Below are 19921 nucleotides of genomic sequence, written 5' to 3'. Positions count from 1 at the left end.
AAACCCAGTCGTTTGGCTTTCAAATTTTTACGCTCAGAAATACCTTTCCCATTCTTCCATTTATTGGAAGATACCCTGCTAGGCAAAAACTGAAGCGATGACCTTGGAGATGTATTTTAGTTAAATAGCATAATAACCTGACGGTGGAAATGGTGCAGGCACCTCGTTTTCATTAAGCAACTGTTTAATATTAATTTCAATATTTGTGGCAATAGTCGTCACCGCTGTATCTGTCGGCTTGTTATTGAAAGGATCCTGTAAGTGTGAAGCAGATTTTTCCAGTAAAAAGAATGCGGATGATATGACCAGTAATAATGGAATTTCGAAAAAGCTGTCTATGTTCCGCAACGCGATAGAAAGTGTAACTACAAAAATATAGATAAAGAAATGAAGAAAGAGGCGGTATGTAGTTGGAAACACAGTGCTTTTAATCCGCTCTGCCATGCCCATCTCATTGGAGAAGTTAACCAACGTGCTATTAATTTGTACATGACTATATAATTCAAGCGCGCCGTGTTCCCGAAGTGCCGCAATTTGAAGGGTATTCAACTGAAGTAAAGCCAGCGGCTTATTGTTGTGGCTGCTAATACTTTTCAAATCTTTTTCGTTAATATAACGCTCCAGGTTTTCGAGCGGATCATTCCCCCTTAAAGTTTGCCCGAGGCTGAAACACCAGGCAATATGCCTGTAAGCGATTTCTTTAATTTCATCGCGTTTTGCATGAGATATAAATGACTGGAGCTGCAAAACAAAACTCCGGCTATCATTTACAATACTGCCCCAAACTTTCCGTGCTTCCCACCATCTATCATAAGATTGATTAATTTTAAAAGATAAAATTACAGAAATTGCCGTACCAATAAATGTTGGGATTGCAATAGGCATCTCGGGAATTAGATTTTTATATTCTCCGGTAAGGTAGTTTACCAAAAGGCCGATAATAAGCACGTAAAGCACTTCAAGTTTTATTTTCTTCAGAATGTAAGTTGCAGGAATTCTCTTATTTAATAGCATCTTTATGTAAGTATTTTAATTTAAAAATATGAGACCAATTTTTTGATCGTTTGTCGTTGGTCGTCGGTCGTTTGTCGTCTATCGTTTTTTGTCTACCGCATTCCATACTCTATTTCCATTCCCCAATTTCCTATTCCCAATTACCTATTTTTCCCTATTTCCCACTTCCCCATTACCTATTTCTCCACTCCTCAGGATTCTATTTAGGAAGAACAAACCAAAATTCGCTTCCTGCTCCGTTATTGTTTGTTAAGCCAATCTTTCCGCCATGCTTTTTGATTATTTCTGCGGAGATGTAAAGGCCCAGCCCCAAGCCAGAATACTGAATACCTTTGGAATCTACCCGATAGTACCGGTCAAAAAGGTGGGCTGCTTTTCCATAGTCAATTCCTGGACCGGAATCAATTACAGAGATTTTGATGGTATCTCCCTGATCGACTGCCTTTATGCGAATGATCTTTTCATCAGGCGCATATTTAATTGCATTGTTAACGAAATTGATGATTACCTGCTGAATCCGGTCGGAATCGCCAAGGATATCTGCCGAAAGATCGCCTTCCACTATAATTTTATAAATCCCCTCGCGATTGATGTGCGCACAACATTCATTTACCGCTTCTACTATATTAAATGGCTTCTTATTTAAATGAAGCTGACCTTCATTCATTTTACTGGCATTTAGTAAATCCTCAATCAAAATGGTAACTTTCTTTAACCCTTTATTTGCCTGATCGATCAGGCCGGATAACTTTGGATCTTCCTTAGGCTTATTCCGTTCCAGCAACTGAAGCGTACCGCTAAGAATGGTAATCGGGGTACGAAGTTCGTGACTTGCAATACTGATAAAATCATCTTTGTACTGATCTGCCTGCTTTTCTTTGCTAATGTCCTGAACAGTGCCCAAAAGTTTGGTTGTATTGCTTTCACCAGGTTCCATACGTGCCTGCAAATGAACCCACTTAAGAACATTTGGCGCTATCTTTACCCTTCCTACAAAATCAATCGAACCATCATCTGGCATATTGTTTAACAATTCAATAATTTCAGCAGCATCATCGTTGATAAAAGCGCCCACCATCGAATCTCTATCCAGCTGTACCTTATTAGCTTTTATACCGAGAATCTCATTGATCCCTTCAGAATGGATGAACTCCCCATTCTTCAGGTTCAATTCAAAAACTGCCATACGCGAATATTGCAATGACATGTTAAGGCGTTTCTCGCTCTCCAGGTAACTTTTCATAAAAGTATAATCATCAAGAACGGTATAGGCAAAACGTTTATTGCCATCACTAAACACTATCGTTGTTACGTGAACCCAAACTATACCACCGCCTTTAGTTTTTAAACAAGCTTCTAACTTAAAAAATGGCTTACCGTGGATCCACATTTCACGCTGAAGATTCTCCCATGATTCTATGTATTGTTTACACGCGAAATCCATAATTTTTCTGCCACAAATTTCTTCTTTCGGGTAGCCTAAAAGATCGGTAAGCGCATCATTAACTTCAACAATCACCAGATTTTCATCGATGATTTTTGTAGCGGCTGATGTAAGTGAAAATATCTTTCTAAACCTGTCTTCGCTCTGTATATATTTCGCTTTGTAATCCTCATCGGGTATGGCTGGCTTCATCTTTTCTTACTTAGTACTATTTAAACAATTACTGTTCATTATGCTGCTCTAATTAGTAGGATTAATGGGTAAAGTGAAACTGAAAGTAGATCCTTTACCTTTTTCACTTTCTACCCAAATGGTGCCGTTATGGTTTTTGATAATTTGTTCGCAGATGTAAAGGCCAATGCCCATCCCCGGAAAACTTTGCTGAATCTCTACTGCCCGAAAAAAACGTTCGAAGATCTTTTTCTGATCTTCAGCACTAATTCCCATTCCCTTATCCGTAACGGATACCTTTACAAATTCACTCACTTTAGAAATATGGACACGCACCTTATCGGCTTTAGGCGCATATTTTATCGCATTGGATAACAGGTTATTCAACACCTGGATAATGTGAGATTCATCAGCCGAAACTAAAATTTCTGAGTTTCCTGTAATTTGAATCTGATGATTACCGGAAGCAGACTGAATTATGTCTACGGTTTCTTTCACCATTTTATCAAAATCGAAAGGCATTTTATGCAACTCGATATTACCAGTCTGGATTCGGGAAACATCCAGTAGCTCGGCAATCAGGTTGTCTAAGCGATCCAGATATTGGGAGGTTTTACCTAACATATTTGCGAACCTTTCGCCTGCATTTTCAGGAATCATGCGCTCCATGGCCTGTACATATCCCTTAATAGTGGTGAGTGGCGTTTTCAATTCGTGGCTGGCGATGGAAAGAAAATCATCTTTTCTACGTTCTATCTCCCTTTTCTCTGTAATGTCTTCTATGGCCAATAAAATCTGATCTTTAAACTGCCCTTCAAGCTCTATCCGATAGGCATTCAGCAGCATCAGTTTCCTGCCGATATGCGGAAAATCATACTCTACCTCAAAATCTTCAACCGGGTTATTGGTAGGAAGAATATCTACAAGCAACTCTCTGAGTTTCGGGATATCCCACTGGTGATTCCCCAATTCATATAATTTGGTTCCTACAGTCTCTTCAGAAGTTACCTTAAAAGTTTTGGTAAAGTGATCATTTGCACTAACCACACAGAAATCCGGATCCAAAACAAGGAGACTTTCGCGAACGGTCTGAATAATACTTGTCAGGAAAACTTCGCTTTCACGCAGGCTGTTGGCACGCTTCACAATCTGCCGCTCCATCACTTCCTGTTGCTGCCATAAATCCTGCTCTACTTTCTTGCGTTGGCTTACATCGTGCTGCACACCGATAAAATGGGTAACATTATTATTTTCATCCACTACAGGCGAAATGAAAAGTTCATTCCAAAACAGATCCCCGTTTTTACGATAATTGCGAATTTCTAAAGTGCAGCTTTTCCCTTGCGAAACCGCTTCACGAATGATTGATCTTTCCTTTTGCGAACGATCTTCCCATTGCAGAAACCTGCAGTTATGCCCGATAATTTCTGACCTGGTATAACCACTAATCTTTTCGAAAGCACTGTTACAATAAATGATTGGATTGTCGGGTTCCCGGTTATCAGTGATGATAATGCCGGAAACGGAAGCATCGATTGCACGAGTGAGCAAGTCAAAATCCTGGCGAATGTTGTTATTGGCGAAATGAAATTTTTCGTTATCAGGTGTACTCATTTGTATCTTAGTCTATCCTATCAATTATGCAGAATGGTTTTTCGTGCTATAACATCGACTAACCATTCTGATTGATTTAAAATGTCATGCCTTTCCAAAAATGAAAGTGCAGACGAGTAGATAGATTAACTAAAAAAGTATTATTTAGTTTTTAAAGAGCGAAAAAACTATGCTAATATTTTAAAAAACGGCTCGCGCTAAACGGATTTTATACAGCTGGCTTAACTTGCATAAATAAGCAAAAGAATCGTCATTATATATGCCAATCAACCAGATAGATTTAGAGCTAAAAGGAGTATGCTTTCCGGTGCTATCAAAAACATTGACCCGGGCAACGTGTTAATTATACTACTACAAAAACTCAAATATATGGACAAGCTGGAATTGAAAGGAGCCTGGAATGAGCTCAAAGGAAAAGTAAAACAAGCATATGGGGATTTTACAGATGATGATTTGAAACATGAGGAAGGTAAAGACGATGAGCTTTACGGAAGAATCCAACAAAAAACCGGTAAAACCCGCGATGAAGTCATCACATGGTTAAAATCATTATAGAAAAATAAAGCGCCACATTTAGTCAAAACTGATTGTGGCGTTTTCTTTTAGTATAAAACGCCGCGTTAAATTATTGCTGGTATTTGCCGTACGAATACAGTTATGAATTAAAAGCTCCAAACAAAATTTACTTATCTTTCCCTTTTGCACCTGCACATTTTTTACTGCAATAAACAACGCTATCCCAATTCCTTTCCCATTTCTTTCTCCAGGTGAACGAAAGTTGACAAACCGGGCAAACCTTATCTGGTAGATTTTCTTTTTTTACGCCTTTCATAACTTTGTCTAATCGATAGTCGTCTGTTTTGGATGATTAAATTACTCATCTAAATACGACGGATTTTGAAGCAATTGTTTTAGAATTTAAACTGGTTTTATTAGTTCGTGCTTCCGGTTAATAGGATTAAAGTTCAGAATATAAAATAAAAAAAACCCTACACTGCTGCAGGGTTTCTCTATCGTTCGATATCCATCCAGATATCTAAATTTAGGAAATGTATTAAACCTAATACATTCCATTGTGAATCTAAATCGTCCCGTTGATTTAATTCTAACGCGATCGAAATATCAATTATGATGCCCGAGACTGCATGCAGGGCAATAAGGGTAATTCTACCCGAAGAAATAGCATAGCACCTACACTCACATTTGTAGATTTAAGACTACAAATATATCCTTATAAGATGTAATGCAATTAAACAACATGATTGAAATTGCTTGTTTTAAGCTATTTGCGCCGGATTTGTGGAATTTTAGCAAAAATTAGATTTTTGTAAGCCTTTCCTTACAAATTTTAGGAATGAAATCTAACAATTACTAAAAATTCCAGTTAACTGCATATTTTACACGACACTACTGGGCATAATTCTATAATTTTACTGGTGAAGTTTTTTATCTTTCAGATAAATGAGCAGTTCCTTTGGCCGATCTGTTTGAATCATATTGGCTTTTTTATTAACTAACCAACCCCAGCTTTCATCTTTCTTATTTTGCTCTACAGCCAGGTCATCATCATGTCCACCATTTTGTTCAGGCCATAAACTATTAATCCAAAGGCCATAATTCAACCTAAATTCTTCAGGATGCTTTAAAATGGCTAAGGTATCGGTATTGAAATTTGCCTGTAACACCGTGCGTTTATGGGGCTTATAGCTGTTAATAATTTCCAGGGCATCTGGTCTTTTCATATCAACAATTGGCATAATGGTAATATCATCATCAATTTTACCCTGCTCCTGTTCAATTGTTGCAAGTGGAGTACTGCCTTTCACATTTACAATGGCTTGCTTTGCCATTCCGGCTTCCCTTAATTCTTTAATTACCTGTGGATAATAATCGTAGCCCTTATCCACATCTATAATGATCTGGTTTTTCGCAACATTCAGAATCTCTTTAAAGGTAGGTATCTGATGTTTAGTGGGATGACCTGTACCAGAGCGGAGAAAAAATGTTTTCAGTTCGGCTAAAGTATAATCGGCCACATCGCCTTTGCCGGTTGTGGTGCGGTCGATGTCTTTATCATGCATAATGATAAGATATCCGTCTTTCGTTTTTTTCAAATCAAGCTCCATGATATCCACGCCCATTGCAATACAGTTTTTAAGTGCCTGCACAGAATTTTCCGGAGTATTTCGCCAGTCGCCACGGTGCGCGGTAACCAATACCATTTTACTATTAGGGTTAAAAACCTGATTTAAACTTACTTCAGGCTTCGGCTGAGCAAGTCCGCTCAAGCAAATTAGCAGCAGGGATAGTTGCAGCATAACGTTTTTCATTTTCATATATTAAAGATTATAGATTTTGTTTGATAGATGGATCTGTATCAATTTGATCTTGTGGAATGGGTTGTAACAAGTCTCGGGTGGTAATTCTTGTTGTGATATTCTGCGAGGCAAACCATCCGTTCATGACCGGAACAGCGGTATTGGTTCGCAACAAGTCAAACCACCTATCCCCTTCCCCTATTAGTTCCAGCCTTCTTTCCGCCAGAATGGCCGCTCTCAGTTCCGTTTGGTTTTGCAGGGCAGCATCGGTCAATCCTGCTCTCCTTCGCACCAGGTTGAGCGATTTTATCGCATTTTCCTGGTTTCCCAATTCGTTCTCCGTTTCGGCCAGCATGAGTAATACATCCGCATAACGCAGCACTACAAAATTGCTTCCTCCATCAACAGGAGTAGTTGCAGATGCTTTTAACTTTGTTGAAAAAGGTGTGCCGGCAGCAGTAATACCAACATAAGCACTTTTGCGTTTATCGCCAGCACTATAAAGCTGATAAAAACTTTTTGTCGGGAGATTATGTCCTTTGGCACCACTGATACTTCCGGAAGGACTAAATTGCTGATAGGCGGAACTGCCTTCACTATTCCCGTTTAAGCCGGAAGCAAATTGAACGGCAAAAATAATTTCACTATTGTTCTTATTGCTTACTGAAAAAATATCTGCCGGATCATTCAGTAACTGATGTTTTCCCGAAGCCACCACATCTGCCAATACCGCTCTGCTTTCGGCAAACTTACCTAAGGTAAGGTATACTTTTCCAAGCAGCGACTGGGCAGCAGTTTTAATAGCCTTACCTGGAGTACCGGTGCTTACCGGCAATTCCTGAACGGCACTGTTTAAATCTGTAATTACCTGGGCATATACTAAATCTTTACTGGTGCGGCCTTGTCCGAAAAACTCATTCGGATTAGTCGTTTCTTTAGTTACCAACGGAACATCGCCAAATACGCGGACCAGATTAAAATAGAGAAGTGCACGAATGAAATGCATTTCACCTTTTCTGGCTTGCTTAATAGCCGGAACGGCATAAGCAATTCCATCTACCCTGTTTAAAACGGTATTGGCTCTTTGAATTCCCTGGTAAGAATTTTTCCAGAAATCTGAAAGCATTCCGTTCGAGGCAACAGTAGTAAACTGATCCAGCTGGCCATACATTCCACCGTCATTTGCCGGCACCTCATCAAATGTATTATCAGACGGGATTTCCCCAATTGCAGGTAAATAAAGGCCATAAAGGCCGTTCGTTTGCAAGGTTCCATAAACGGCATTGATATACTCTTCTACCTCGGTCTCTGTAGTTAAAAAACTGCCCAAAGATTTAGAGGTGATTGGCTCTTGATTGAGTTCCTTGGTACACGAGGCAATGGCTAGCAGACCAAGCAGGCTTCCGGTAAATTTTATTTTACTGATTATTTTTTTCATTTGGTGGTTTTCGAATGGATACATTAAAAAGTTAGGTTAAAGCCAGCAACAAAAGATCTGGCCACCGGATAATTTGAATAAGAATATCCCGAGGTAAGCACGTTATCGCTTGTTGCATCCGGATTAAAGCCACGGAAGCTGGTGATGGTGAGAAGGTTATTACCCGTTATGTAAACGCTTGCCCGGGATACTTTCATCCTGGAGAGCAGACTTGAGGAGAAGTTGTAAGTGAGCTGAACATTACGTAAACGGATATAATCTGCTTTCTGAAAGAAAACGCTGGAAGCATTTGTATTTAACCTATTGGCCGAATAATTGGTATTCGATTGTGCTAAAAATCCGCTTGGATTATTCACAGGATGGTATCTGTTTTCAAAATAATACTGATCGGGCATAGAAAAACCCTCTCCCGATTCCATATTCACTAAACCATTGTCGTAAATTTTTCTTCCTGAAATGCCATTGATAGAGAAACTCAGTTCGAAGCTTTTATAGGCAAAACTGCTATTGAAACCATAGGTAATCTTCGGCGCATAGGTGCCAAATCCCATTCGATCATCAGGCGTTATTTTGCCATCATGATCTACATCCTGTACAATATAATCACCTAATAGAGTACCCGTTACATGTGGACTATTATCTATTTCACCTTGATTTTTATAAACCCCGGTTACATTATAGCCATAAAGTTCTGCAATGGGTCCACCTACTTTTGTTCTGAACGCACTGTTAGATCCGGTTACAATCTGGTTTTGGCCAGGACCTAACTCCAGCACCTTATTTTTATTGGTGGCGATGTTGGCACCAAAGTTCCAGGTTAAAGGACCCAACTTCAGGTTAGCGCCCGATAACTCGAGTTCTACACCCTTATTGCTGGCTCTGCCTACATTTTGCAAAGCGCTATCATAGCCAGACTGCGCTGGCACCGGAACCTGTAATAACAAATCAGAAGTTACCATGGAATAGTAATTAGCAGAAAGGTTTAAGGCTTTAAGAAAACCCAGATCGAAGCCAAAATTGTAAGATGTTTTAGTTTCCCAGGATAAGCCGCTATTGGTAGGATTTACCGCTGCAAAACCAGGCAGTAATGTAGCACCGCTTACGTAGTTTAATGGATTTGCCAAGGCATAAGAGCTGTAATTACCAATCTGGTTATTGCCTGCCTTACCATAAGTTGCCCTCAGTTTAAGCAAATCTATCCAGCTTGCTTGTGGGAAAAAATCTTCCCTGTTAACGATCCATCCCGCTGTAAGTGAAGGAAAATTACCCCATTTGGCATCCTGACCAAATCTGGAAGAACCATCTCTTCTAATCGCCGCAGAGAATAAATATTTATTGGCATAAGCATATTGCAACCTGGCCAGGTAAGACAACTGCGTCCAAACATACGCTACCGGTACAACGGCGAAAGACGAAGCGCCGGCAATATTATCAATATTATTATCGGGGATGCCCGTACCTGAAACAACCGTGCTGTTACCAGATTCTTTTTGAAAGGTTGTTCCCGCTAAAATATTGAAATCGTGCTTACCAATTGTTTTTTCATAGGTAAGCGTATTTTCCCACAGGTAATTGATTACTGATCCTTTGGTTTCACTGGCCCTGGCAGGTTTTGGCGCCGCAGTGCGGTATTCACCAACGGTAGAGGGGGTAAAGAAATCTACAAAATTGCTGCTATAATCTCCTCCTATAAGGGATTTGAAGGTAAGGCCATCTACAGGTTTAAAATTCATATAGGCATTTCCAAAAGTCCGGAACAGGTTCTTATTGAATTTTGTTTTTTCCATAATGGCAACCGGATTCTCTCCCAGGGCACCATCTTCTGCAGTATTGGCGATAATTTGCTGACTAATCGCCAAAGAACCATCAGCATTTTTTGCAGGGAAGAAAGGATACATAATGAGTGCCGCCCCAATAGCATCGCTACTTCGGCTTGCATCATTCTGAAAAAACTTTTGCATGTTGTAACTCGGATTAATGTTGACGCCGATATCGAAAGATTTAGAAATGTTAGTATCAAATTTGAACGACATGCTGTAGCGCTTCAGGCCTGTTTCTACCACAACTCCATCCTGATCAAAATAATTGCCGGAAAAATAATACTTCGACTTATCATTTCCGCCAGAAACCGCAACATTGTAACTGCTGATGGGCGCCGTACGGAAAATTTCATCAAGCCAGTCCGTATTAGTCAATCCAGGCTGGTTATTCAGGTAAGGTTGAATATAATTTAGCCTTAAATCTCTCTTGTTCGCGCCTTTAGCTACCCGGGTTGCATAATCATCTGCTACATTTCTAGTGGATGGATTCCTGGATACATAACCCCAATCGCGGGCTTCGGTGTTAAGTTGTGCAAATTGATAGCCATCTACCAGATCTACACCGTCTGATCTACGTTGTGCCCCCGTATAGAAGTCGAATGAAACGGTATTTTTGCCCGACTTACCGCTTTTGGTTGTAATGAGAATTACACCGTTTGCCGCTCTGGAACCATAAATTGCTGCTGATGCAGGATCTTTTAAAATATCAATCGTTTCAATATCCTGCGGATTAACGGTATTTAGCGAACTTCCTTCCGAGAGAGGAAAACCATCTACTACCACTAAAGGGCTCACACCTGCAGTAAGTGTACCAATGCCGCGGATTACAATCTGCGGATCTGTTCCTGGCTGTGCAGATGCATCATTAATGACCACCCCAGCAGCTTTCCCGGCAAGCTGCTGGGCAAAATTACTTCCGCTGTATTTATTAAGTTCCTCAGATTTGACCTGAGAAATGGCTCCGGTAATTTTCGTCTTTTTTTGACTACCGTAACCCACTACCACTACATCATTTAAACCCGAAGAACTGGATTCCATCCTGATCAGAATAGAATTGTTAGTACCAGGATTTATTAAAAAACCGGGCGAAGTTTTCTTTTCATAACCGATATAAGTGAATGTGAAGTCGTACCTGCTCCCTGCCTTCAGGTTATTGAAAACGAAAATCCCTTTAGCATCCGTAACAGTGTTTTCTGTTTTATCCGTCGCGGCATCCATCATTAATACCGATACGCCGGGCAGGGTTGCACCTTTCTCATCAACCACTGTTCCTTTAATAGAAGCGGTTTGCTGCGCCATTACATTTAAGGCAAAGATGTTCAGCAGTACGAATGTGATAAAGCAATTTAACCTTTTAAGGGTTTTTTTGAGTTTGTTTGTTTGCATGATATAGTTAAAAAATTAGGCAATAGTATTCCCCGCTCCTGTTTTCAGGATAGCTGGTCTGGTTGAAAACCGATCGTTAATATTTATTTTTGTTTGCTGATGACGATGCTGTTTGCGGTTCGTTTATAAGTTAACTCATTCATGTTGCAGATGCTTGGCAACAACACTTCCAGTTTTTCCGAGCCTCCAAATGTGCCGGTGAAGTAGCGTTTTTGCAGCTCTGAACTTTCCATACCTTCATAGCTTATCCGCACCTTGTAACGTTTCGAAAGGCGGTCAAAAACATGATCCAGTGGCGCTTCTTCGAATATCAATGGCTCCGGTAATGGCATTTTTGTAATGGGTTTCAATTCTACCGGTTTTTTCTCCTGATTGAAATTTGTGACCACTTGCGCTTTCCGCCGGATATCTATGGCTAATTGCTGACCCGGAATGAGGTAAACATCTTTTAGATTCAAGCCACTCTTAGCGGTTGATTTAACCACCACTTTCCCTTCCCTTAAATTTACAGTGATCTGGTTATTTTTAGTTGTATTAATGGTAAACGCCGTACCCAGAGCCGTAGTGGTAAAGCCCTTCGCAGTGACAATAAAAGGATGATGTTTATCTTTCGCTACCTTGAAAGTGGCCTCTCCTATCATACTGATGCTTCTGGTTTGACTATTAAAAGGTTCGTAATAGCTTAAAGAACTTCCGGGCTGGAGGGTTACTACAGAACCATCGGTAAGATTGATCTTCATGGCTGTTTTTCCTGAATTGTAAGGCTGACGAAGAATTTCGGTTTTAGCACTTTTAACAGTTACGCTTTGTTTCGGAGAAGTTTGCTGCCAATTGCTGTAAAATACCAGTCCTATAGTTACCACCAATAAGGCGGCTACCAGCTTAAGCCAATTGTAGAGTGGAAAGGTTTTTACCACTGGCTTTAGTTCTTTTTCTTCTATACGGGCATGAAGTTTCTCTAGAAGATCCTGAAAACGTTTTTCTGTACATTCTTCTTTTTGAGCAGATAAATCCTTTTCAAAATCCTTTTGCAATGCCATTTTTAGTTCAGCAGGCGCTTTGCTGATCAACTCAAAGAGTTTGCGTTGTTCGGCCGGATTAATTTCTTTTGTCCAGAATTTATCTATCAGTTCATTTATGTCGTTCATCTGATTATAAATACGCAGCCTGGTAATTTTGGGGGTGCCGGTTTGTGTTATCAAACCATTAAGTTACTGTTAAAGATTAATCAGCAACACCATCAGCAAAATACTAATCATCTCGCCAGATGAATGTTTGGAAAGGATGTATTCTTTAATGAAGTTTTTTGATTGTTTAAGGTAATCCTTTACTGATTCTATGGAAAGACCTAGCAGCTGTGCTGTTTCCTTTTGAGATTTACCTTCAAACCTACAAAGTTTAAATACCTTTTGCCTTTGGGGCGGTAAGGCATTTATCGCTTCTTCCAGCATATTAAGATCAGCTTCAATCAGGCGTTTATCAGGAAAAATTTCTTCAGCCACTGCATGGAAAGGATCATAGCTCTCCACATATTGAATGCCCTGCTTTAATTTTTTCCGGAGGTGGGAAATTGATTGATTATAGCTTACCACAAACAGCCATGAAGAAACAGATTGCTCCGGATCTATCTTCGCCCGATTTTCCCATAGTGCAAAAAATACATCTTGTAAAATATCTTCGGCAAGGGTTGGATCTTTAATCAGTTTGAAAATATTGGCATAAATAACCTGGTGATACTGGCTATAAATCTGATCGAAAACTATCCTGTCTTCTATTGAATTATTTTTAAATCGATACCTTACCATAGGGCTGAAACATGATCACATTTAAAGATAAACTATAGGATAACTATATAACAACGCAAAATTAAGCGCGCCATATTAACCTAATATTAAATTATGCTACTTTATTGTGATGGTGGTGCTTCATATCATATTGTAATTTTTAAAAATCAAAAATAATTGTAGCCTTTTTTGTTGTAACATTTTTCTTGTCTACACAAAAAAAAGCTACAAAAGTGTAACCAAATTAATGTAGACTTTTTTTCGGCTACAATTTTTTCGGCTACAAAATTACTTCAAGCATTATTGCGAAATGGCTTTTAAGCCATTAAAGAAATCTTTATCGACAGGTTGGTAAACAAAATTAATATTGGAAACATTAAGGCATTAAGATCATTTAGATATGTTTCTTGAAGCGTCATCATTGCGAAATGGCTTTTAAGCCATTAAAGAAATTTTTATCGACAGGTTGGTAAACAAAATTAATATTGGAAACATTAAGGCATTAAGATCATTTAGATATGTTTCTTGAAGCGTCATCATTGCAAAGTGGCTTTTATGCCATTAAAGAAATCTTTATCGAAAAGTTGCTAAGCAACATTAATATTGGAAACATTAAGGCATTAAGATCATTTAGATGTGTTTCTTGAAGAATCATCATTGCAAAGTGGCTTTTATGCCATCAAAGAAATCTTTATCGAAAAGTTGCTAAGCAAATTAATATTGTTAACAATAAGGTATTAAGATCATTTAGATGTGTTTCTTGAAGAATCATCATTGCAAAGTGGCTTTTATGCCATCAAAGAAATCTTTATCGAAAAGTTGCTAAGCAAATTAATATTGTTAACAATAAGGTATTAAGATCATTTAGATGTGTTTCTTGAAGAATTATCATTGCGAACTGTTTTTTAAAATTATTCTAAAACTCGCACTAGTAGAAAATATTGAAGAAGAATGCAGTAACTAATATGAAAATTTGAATTTACTGTATTTTGATAAGCACGAACATTTTCGCTTGTGCTTTAATGCATGCAACCCCGCCAGATGTAGGTTCGTTTTGCATAGGCATCAGGATATTTTTTCTTAATTACAGCCAGCTTATTTTTCATATCAACCGATTTTACATCAGTTATTGCAGCCACCACAATATAATAACCCTTGGCAAACCCTTTATAGGCATTGGAATATTCAATGGAAATATAATCATCATTAAATGCATTGCCATCCCCACGTGCAAAGTAACAAGGATAACCCATGTCATCTCCGCCACCATCTCCATAACAGTCTCCTTTACTGAGCGTCAGGCCAATTTTGGTATTTGGCATCAGTTTTCTCAGATCAAGCTTTTTTTGAAGCGCAATTGCAGATTTTTTGGCAACAGCCAATGCTGTTTTATAATCCTTGCTGCTGTTTATTATAATAATATCTTTCGGTACCTCTACATTATAGTCTTCTTGTGCCTTACTGCCAGAAGCAATGAAAAGCAAAATGATACAACAGGCAACCTTTCGCAAAACAGGCAAGAAACATTTTAATTTATTATTCATCATTTTATCAATAAAATTAATTACAAAACAGTTAACCTATATGATTAATTCTCTTTATAGATATCGAATTTTTCAAACGGAACTTTACCAAAATCTTTTACGGTTTGAATCTCCGTTTTTGCCTTATCGGGTTCTGTAGCATAAAAACGCTCACTACCATTTTTATATAAAAACCAGTTTTTTTCTGCAGGGGCGTATTTAAAAGTTACTATCCTTGTCCAGCGTTGTGCACTGCCGCCATAATGTTCAACAGAAAAATAGCCATTTTTAATGGTGATGCCGGTAAATGGATCACCCATCATACCGCCACAGTCTACACAATAAACGCTGTTGTTGCTTTTTGCTGCGAGTTTATAAGATTTATCCGCCTGGCCTAAAAAGATCAGCAAAGGTCTTTTCTCAGGATGGTCGATTACATCTGAAGTTTTTTCCTCTCCCTTCTTTTTAAGTACCAGAATCACATCGCTATAGGCATCGCGGTTCAGGTCTCCCTTAGTTACGTTCAGGGCTTCAAAACCGGCCGGAATGTATTTCTTTAATACAGCCGGAACCTTCACTTCCTCTTCCTGAGGGATGAAATTATAGAAACTGATGGCTGCCAATTGGCTTAAGGTGAAAAGGGTAAGGAGTAATTTCATAGATTAATAGCGTAAGTAAAGGCCTAAAATAAATATAAAAATGAGATGTCAGGTCCTGAAAAGAGAAAAAAGTATTTTTCGCCACCCGTTCCACCTTTGTTTGCGGTTGAAGTTTCTTTTGAGTCGTAAACTCCAAACCGGATACGGTTTTCCGGCACCATCATTTGGAAATTTATCGTATACCCTGAAACCCAGGCTTAGGTAAAAAGACATTGCCTGCCCATTTTGAGCGTTCACATCAACCAGCCTGGCACGATGCTCCTGAACAGCATACTGAATCAGGCGTTTGCCAAAACCCCTGCGAAAAGCATTCGGATGCACAAACAGCAATTGAATTTTATGATCAGACAAGGCGATAAAGCCCTGCATCTGATCTGCTTCGTCAACAGCAAAAAGTTTCAGATTAACCAGACTTTCCGCAATCATTTTCCGGTAATGGCCAATGTCTTTTTCGGTGATAAAATCATGACTAGCCCTTACAGATTCCTCCCAAAGCTGCAAAACACGGGTGTGTTCATTGGGCTTTATTGGACGGATGTTTAAGCTGGTTTCACTCATGTGTGCATATTAAATCTGGTTTTGACGATACGAAAATGCGCAAATAAATGATCAAATTCAATTCGCCGCGTATGGAACAAAAATGCAGCTTCTATGTTTTGAACCCGCTATAGCTATTTCGAATATCCATTGATAAATAGGTAATCTGTAAATAGACAACTGGGAAATTATCGGTAGATTAAATAAATTAATCATCTAAAGCGCTCATGTTACACCTAAAATTTCAATTAAGATCGCTAAATTGCTGTCGAAAATATAATTCAGATTAATAAAACTATCTGACTATGAATCTGTTGATCTACTATACAATAGGGGTAAATTTAAGTTAATAAATGAAGGATGGAGTGTAAAAGGAAGGTTTGCGTGTTAGAGGATAATGATGATATCAGAGAAATCATCGAATTTTTATTAGAGTCTGAACATTATGAAGTTTTCTCTTATGCTACGGTAAAGGCTTTTTTAAAAGATGCATTATTAAATAAGCCAGATATTTTTGTACTGGATGTTATGCTTCCTGATGGAAATGGAATCGAAGTTTGCAAAAAACTCAAATCAGATGTGAACTCCTCTGCTATTCCTGTCATTATGATGAGCGCCAACTACTCCGAAAGCGATGTAAAAGGAAGTTTATCTGCCAACGACTTCATCAAAAAACCATTTGATATTGGAGATTTTGTAGACCGTATAGGGATTCAATTGGGAGACCGGTTTGTTGGTAGCGTAATCACGGCAGATTAATAAAGTTCATTTTATATTCCTGATTAAACTTCATTATTTCCAGGTTCAATAACACTTGTATCTGTCATTTTTTCCAATCATCCTGACTTAAATATTCATTCAATTAATCTGAGCCATTTGATTCATGTGCTTTTTTCTATTGATGATGAGAATAGAAATCCACGCTACAAAAGAAGAAATTGAATCATTAATTGATTTACTAAGCCACAGATGCTAAGTTTAATGAGGTCAGGGAACAAGTAATTAGTTCTAGAGATCAAAGCCAACATCATCAGGTTGATGAAATACCAACGGGAGGCGACGACGTATACACCGAAGGATTTGAATAAGATCTATTCTGATTAATTAAATGATGATATTTAAACTTTAGAAATTCTGATTCGAATAGGTTTCACTGGGGCATTTTTTAAGGCATCGCGAAAGCTTTCATCATTATCGAACTTCAATTCATTAATTTCTCTTCGCTCATAACTCACCTCAAAAGTTTCCACAGCAAAAGGCCATGGTTCTACAATTAACGATTCGCCAGACTGAAAAAGCGTATAGGATTTTCCATCAGGCCCGTTGCTAATCTCCAGTCTTCGCTGCTCTGGTGGAATCTGTTCCTGACAAATTAGTAAGGAAAAGGCATCGCAAAATTCGAGCAGCTCATAAGCCTGACTTAATTCAGCCTTCGTAGTACCAGCCTCTTTAATCCATTTTGATTCACTTTTTTTCAGACCGGCTAAAAAGTTTTTGGCTTTTACATCATCGCCGTGCGTAAATTCAATGTGGCGGGAAATAAGCAGGGTGATAAATCGGCTTTTAGTTAAGGCCATATCCATCAACCTGGTAGCTGCTTCCAGGTCAAACCCGGTCATTTTAAAGTTGATGGGTGCTCCTTTATCATCAATAAGCGGATTGCGCTCAAATTCATTGAACACATCATCATGTTCGGTCGTCGCAATCAAAGTTTCCACCCATTGTTCTGGCTGGTTATCAAGCTTCCACCTTGCACAAATCTGCCCGGCTAAAAGTCCGTGTGATCGTTGAGTGGTCACCTGCCATCCCTTTTCATTGTAGCAAACAATCATAATTTCTTAAACTGCAGTACGCAACAATTCGCGTTTACCCATTATTTTAGATACCATTTTATTCAAGCGACTGCGATAATCTTCGCCCAGCCATTGAATGTAATTTTTAGTCACCTTACCCAGGCATTTCCCATATTGCTTTACGCGAAAATCGATCTCTTTATCCAGCTCAGCACACAATTGCAGGGCTTCAGTAATAGTTGCGCTATTGTCTACACACATCATCACATGCTGACGGATAGAATCCCTGATAATCATTTTTGCTTTCTGTCCGCTGTTTATTGCCGCCTGATAAGCTTCCAACACATCAAAAGAAACCTCCAGGCTGTTTGGAAACTTTGCACGCAATTCAGGAGAAATCTGATGGATAACGCTGGTTAATTTATGCAGACTTTCATGATAGATATCAGGATTCTCGAATACGTGTTGCCAATCGACTGGCGCATGCCATTCTCCAAAACGGTCGGTATTGTTACCCAAATCTATAATATTAAAGGTTTTCTTTCCATTTAACCGTCTTGCACCACGGCCAATCATCTGGTGGTAAAGTGTAAGTGAAGTAGTGGCACGATAAAGTATTACAGACTGGATACCGGGCTCATCAAATCCGGTGGTTAATATGGAAACCGAGGTTAGAATAGCCCCTTTTGTTCTCTTGTACCATTTCAATATTTCTTCCCGCTCGGTGGCCGGTGTTTTATTATCAAGGTGCCGGATGGGATAACCAGCATTGGTAAAGGCTTCCAGAACCCTTCTCGAAGTGAAGATTCCATTATTAAAGATAAGTGTTTTCTTTTTGAGGGAATGAGATTCATAGGCATGAAGCAGCAACTCGAGCATCACCTGAGAACCATAGAGTTCATCTGATGTACTTACTGTAAAATCTCCCGAAATTCCGGTTCTCAGGGTATTCAGCTCTACATCGTAGCCATAAATTTTCGGCTTCGCCAAAAAACCCTGTTCAATTAATGAAGAAATGGGTTCGCCTATAATCAGTTCATCATAAAACTTATTCATCGGCAAATCAATATTCGCAGAGAAAGGCGTCGCCGTTACGCCGATTATGGCAGCGTTTTCAAATCTTCCAAGTAATTTATGGAATGAATTGTGGTGGGCTTCATCTACAATCACTAATCCTACATCACTGGTATTGATCAGGCCATCATCAATTCGGTGTTTCAGCGTTTCTACCATCGCCACGTAACACTCAAAAGTATCCTTTTTAGAAATCTTTTTCACGCCACTGTTCACCACCCTGTTCATTACGCCGCTGGCTTTTAAAGCAGCAGTGGTCTGCTTACTAAGTTCCGTTCTATGGGTAAGCACAATCACTTTTTTACCGAAATTCTGGATAAACCGTTTAGCAATTTCTGAGAAGATAACCGTTTTTCCTCCACCGGTAGAAAGCTGGTACAAAAGCCTTGCCTGTGTGCTTTTCGGCACACTTAGCTTACTGAACAGCAGGTCGATATCTTGTTGTTGATAATAGTAGAGCTTTCGTTTCGTAGCCGGCAGCATGGTGGTATTTTCGGTTAGATTCATATTTATACAACCCCGCCAGAAAGAAGAAAGTTTGAGAATTCATCAATCTAAGCCAACAAATTTACAGCCTTAAATCAAGATTTATAAAAGTTATTGATAGCGAATAGATTATGCATCAGATAATTTATTTCCGATAAATGGTGAGTGAAGCGCCATTATATTTAAAACTATGTATGCCGATTGCTGTTAATGCTTAAACTAATACCCAAAATAATGACAGAAGATAAAAAACAACAGGCAATAAAATTATTAAAACAAGGACTGGAAACTGTAGAAGATCGGGAATATACCGAAATCGCTGAAGTGCCGGTAATTGAAGAGCATAAATTCGAAGTAAAATACAGTTTTGTACATGACGGCATTGAAGGCATTTTTACGGTAGTTGGTCAAAGCCAAACTGTTGAATCGACCACAGGTGAAGAGGAATTGAAAATTACTTTATTAAGTGAATTTGCAGAAGATTCTAATCATTATGAATCGATGACAGCGAAAGAACAGGTTGATAACGACCTGATCAATGTTGAAGAATATATGCACAGGCATATCAACGAAGGATAGTTTAAAAAATTTAATAAACAAATGCCCTCCCGGGAACGAACTTCCGGGAGGGCATTTGTTTAAGGGAGTTTCGCGAAATACTACATTTTTGCAGCAGCAGCTTTTTTTGCTTTGCTTTGGTGCTTTGTATGTGCTTTTTTAACGGTTGTTTTTTCTGTTTTAGCTTTAACAGGTTCTTTAGTTTGTGCACTTACTGCGTTTACAGCAAAAGTTGCTACCAGGGCGATCATTAATACTTTAATTGCTTTCATTTTGATATTTATTTATGGGTTATAAACCTT

18 protein-coding genes are annotated in these 19921 nt (G+C 38.9%); 3 read left to right on the top strand and 15 right to left on the bottom strand.

All coding sequences use genetic code 11. The annotated features are described in order from the left end of the window. Positions 1-120 precede the first annotated feature (120 nt). The 3 genes from GJU39_RS10270 to GJU39_RS10260 all read right to left on the bottom strand — a co-directional run bounded on the left by GJU39_RS10270 (position 121) and on the right by GJU39_RS10260 (position 4243). Positions 121-1014 (bottom strand): bestrophin family protein, encoded by an 894-nt coding sequence (locus GJU39_RS10270; protein WP_154280707.1) that lies wholly within the window; start codon positions 1012-1014, stop codon positions 121-123. Positions 1015-1213: 199 nt separating this feature from the next. Then, positions 1214-2650, bottom strand: a complete 1437-nt coding sequence (locus tag GJU39_RS10265; protein ID WP_154280706.1) for a PAS domain-containing sensor histidine kinase — start codon at positions 2648-2650, stop codon at positions 1214-1216. Between the two features lie 48 nt (positions 2651-2698). Next, positions 2699-4243, bottom strand: a complete 1545-nt coding sequence (locus tag GJU39_RS10260; RefSeq protein ID WP_154280705.1) for a PAS domain-containing sensor histidine kinase — start codon at positions 4241-4243, stop codon at positions 2699-2701. Positions 4244-4612: 369 nt separating this feature from the next. On the opposite strand from GJU39_RS10260, the gene GJU39_RS10255 reads away from it, so the two are divergent. Then, positions 4613-4798: a CsbD family protein gene (locus GJU39_RS10255; RefSeq protein ID WP_154280704.1), complete on the top strand. Its 186-nt coding sequence runs from the start codon at positions 4613-4615 to the stop codon at positions 4796-4798. Positions 4799-4925: 127 nt separating this feature from the next. Here GJU39_RS10255 and GJU39_RS10250 read toward each other — a convergent pair whose 3' ends face one another. The 9 genes from GJU39_RS10250 to GJU39_RS10210 all read right to left on the bottom strand — a co-directional run bounded on the left by GJU39_RS10250 (position 4926) and on the right by GJU39_RS10210 (position 15729). Further along, positions 4926-5075 carry a DUF2256 domain-containing protein gene (locus GJU39_RS10250; protein WP_154280703.1) on the bottom strand — a complete coding sequence of 50 codons (150 nt, stop codon included), beginning with the start codon at positions 5073-5075 and terminating at the stop codon, positions 4926-4928. A gap of 598 nt (positions 5076-5673) precedes the next feature. Further along, positions 5674-6573: a glycerophosphodiester phosphodiesterase family protein gene (locus GJU39_RS10245; protein WP_245227781.1), complete on the bottom strand. Its 900-nt coding sequence runs from the start codon at positions 6571-6573 to the stop codon at positions 5674-5676. Between the two features lie 16 nt (positions 6574-6589). After that, on the bottom strand, positions 6590-7999 hold the full coding sequence (locus GJU39_RS10240) for a RagB/SusD family nutrient uptake outer membrane protein (protein ID WP_154280701.1): 1410 nt from the start codon (positions 7997-7999) through the stop codon (positions 6590-6592). 23 nt (positions 8000-8022) lie between these two features. Further along, positions 8023-11205, bottom strand: coding sequence for a SusC/RagA family TonB-linked outer membrane protein (locus tag GJU39_RS10235; RefSeq protein WP_154280700.1), 3183 nt, complete (start codon positions 11203-11205; stop codon positions 8023-8025). 83 nt (positions 11206-11288) lie between these two features. Continuing rightward, a complete protein-coding gene (locus tag GJU39_RS10230) occupies positions 11289-12353 on the bottom strand; it encodes a FecR family protein (RefSeq protein WP_154280699.1) in 1065 nt (354 codons plus the stop codon). Between the two features lie 69 nt (positions 12354-12422). Continuing rightward, on the bottom strand, positions 12423-13010 hold the full coding sequence (locus tag GJU39_RS10225; RefSeq protein ID WP_154280698.1) for an RNA polymerase sigma factor: 588 nt from the start codon (positions 13008-13010) through the stop codon (positions 12423-12425). Positions 13011-14008: 998 nt separating this feature from the next. Next, positions 14009-14536, bottom strand: coding sequence for a hypothetical protein (locus GJU39_RS10220; protein ID WP_154280697.1), 528 nt, complete (start codon positions 14534-14536; stop codon positions 14009-14011). Between the two features lie 41 nt (positions 14537-14577). Beyond that, positions 14578-15171 carry a hypothetical protein gene (locus GJU39_RS10215; RefSeq protein ID WP_154280696.1) on the bottom strand — a complete coding sequence of 198 codons (594 nt, stop codon included), beginning with the start codon at positions 15169-15171 and terminating at the stop codon, positions 14578-14580. Between the two features lie 48 nt (positions 15172-15219). Continuing rightward, on the bottom strand, positions 15220-15729 hold the full coding sequence (locus GJU39_RS10210) for a GNAT family N-acetyltransferase (RefSeq protein WP_154280695.1): 510 nt from the start codon (positions 15727-15729) through the stop codon (positions 15220-15222). Between the two features lie 339 nt (positions 15730-16068). On the opposite strand from GJU39_RS10210, the gene GJU39_RS10205 reads away from it, so the two are divergent. Continuing rightward, a complete protein-coding gene (locus GJU39_RS10205; RefSeq protein ID WP_154280694.1) occupies positions 16069-16467 on the top strand; it encodes a response regulator transcription factor in 399 nt (132 codons plus the stop codon). 359 nt (positions 16468-16826) lie between these two features. Here the strand turns inward: GJU39_RS10205 and GJU39_RS10200 are convergent, their stop codons facing one another. Together GJU39_RS10200 and GJU39_RS10195 are read right to left on the bottom strand one after the other, a co-directional pair. Further along, positions 16827-17540: a DUF3891 family protein gene (locus GJU39_RS10200; RefSeq protein ID WP_154280693.1), complete on the bottom strand. Its 714-nt coding sequence runs from the start codon at positions 17538-17540 to the stop codon at positions 16827-16829. 6 nt (positions 17541-17546) lie between these two features. Beyond that, positions 17547-19082, bottom strand: coding sequence for a DEAD/DEAH box helicase (locus GJU39_RS10195; protein WP_154280692.1), 1536 nt, complete (start codon positions 19080-19082; stop codon positions 17547-17549). Positions 19083-19295: 213 nt separating this feature from the next. Between GJU39_RS10195 and GJU39_RS10190 the strand changes: the two genes are divergently transcribed. Continuing rightward, positions 19296-19640, top strand: coding sequence for a hypothetical protein (locus tag GJU39_RS10190; RefSeq protein ID WP_154280691.1), 345 nt, complete (start codon positions 19296-19298; stop codon positions 19638-19640). 80 nt (positions 19641-19720) lie between these two features. On the opposite strand, the gene GJU39_RS10185 is transcribed toward GJU39_RS10190, so the two are convergent. Continuing rightward, positions 19721-19891 (bottom strand): hypothetical protein, encoded by a 171-nt coding sequence (locus tag GJU39_RS10185; RefSeq protein WP_154280690.1) that lies wholly within the window; start codon positions 19889-19891, stop codon positions 19721-19723. Positions 19892-19921: the final 30 nt, after the last annotated feature.

It is taken from the genome of Pedobacter petrophilus, from assembly GCF_009674725.1.
Classification (GTDB): domain Bacteria; phylum Bacteroidota; class Bacteroidia; order Sphingobacteriales; family Sphingobacteriaceae; genus Pedobacter; species Pedobacter petrophilus.
This window is presented reverse-complemented; position numbering and strand designations above follow the sequence as displayed.